Source organism: Oleiphilus sp. HI0086 (genome assembly GCF_001635225.1).
In genome coordinates, this window is the sequence record NZ_LWFZ01001260.1 from 1 (window position 1) to 1,237 (window position 1,237).

Below are 1,237 nucleotides of genomic sequence, written 5' to 3' on the forward strand. Positions count from 1 at the left end.
AACCTTGCCCCTAAGTTCGCACCGCCAATAATTAAGTCTCGATAGTCATTATTCGCCAAGCCTAAACCCAGGCCCGCCATGCCGACTTGAACCAGTAAATTATCACGCTGACGCTGGGCGCCGTGTCTGGCAGCAGCGTGAACAATTTCATGACTAAGCACTGCAGCTAGTTGAGCTTCACTTTCCAGCTTTAAGAGCAGGCCACGATTAATAGCAATCTTGCCTGATGGCAGGGCCCAAGCATTAGGGACTGAGTTATTGAGAACGACAAACTCATAGGGAAGTTTTGGGACATCACTAAGGGCGGCGAGCCTCATACCAACCGTGCTGACATATTCACTAAGCTTCGGATCAAGGTTGTAGGCGCCACCTTGTGATTGCTGTGCTGGTTGGTATTGTTGCTGGCCTATTTTAACGTCTTCAGAAAAAGAGCTGAACATTAGCTGCTTTTCTCCGGTTACCGGGTTTACAGAGCAAGCGCTACAGAGCAAGGTTAGGCAGAGTAGAAGATAAGTAAAAATGGGGCGCATAAGACAATACCGGGTTCTAGTTAACAGTAAGTCAATTTTGCGCTAATGGATTCACTCTTTTCAATAGCAAATGAGTAATTACTATTGTTATAAATAGGATGCTAGGTGGAAATCTCCTGATTAATTACATTTCTTAAAAAGTGTGACATTGGTTATACTTCGGCGCTTCAAATATGTTAGCTGATAAGGAGCTGACATTTTATGCTTAACTAGAATAAGCGTTCCCAGCTAAATTATGTAACGCTGATTGTGAGAGAATGAATGAGAGACGAAACCATGTTGTTTACCCAAGTCGAAAGCTTTGTAAGCGTATTGGCTCAGTGCCAGGAGTTGGGTATTAAGGTTGTTTCTGCAAGAGAAAACGAGCTGATACTAGAATTGCCTTACAGCGAGAAGATTATCGGTAACCCAGATTCAGGGGTTATTCATGGTGGTGCGATTACCACCTTGATGGATACGACCGCAGGTGCCGGTGTGCTATGTGCAATGCCGGAGTTTGAACTCTGCCCAACACTAGATTTGCGTGTTGACTATATGCGCCAGGCAAAACCGGGGCAGTCAGTATTCGCGAGAGCAAGCTGCTACCGTTCAACCAACAATATCTTGTTTATGAAGTGTGAGGCTTATCAGATTGACCGGACTGTGGCGCATTGTGTCGCAACCTTTATGCGTATGGGCGAGAAGGGCATTCCTTCCTTAGATGTGAT

Annotated in this window: 2 protein-coding genes; one reads left to right on the forward strand and one right to left on the reverse strand. The window is 45.3% G+C overall.

Translation table 11 applies throughout. From position 1 onward, the window contains the following. Positions 1-530 (reverse strand): M48 family metalloprotease (locus A3756_RS21845; RefSeq protein ID WP_156490677.1); only part of this gene is annotated, 530 nt, incomplete at its 3' end. 261 nt (positions 531-791) lie between these two features. Here A3756_RS21845 and A3756_RS21850 point away from each other — a divergent pair. After that, positions 792-1,237 (forward strand): PaaI family thioesterase (locus A3756_RS21850; RefSeq protein WP_068554635.1); only part of this gene is annotated, 446 nt, incomplete at its 3' end.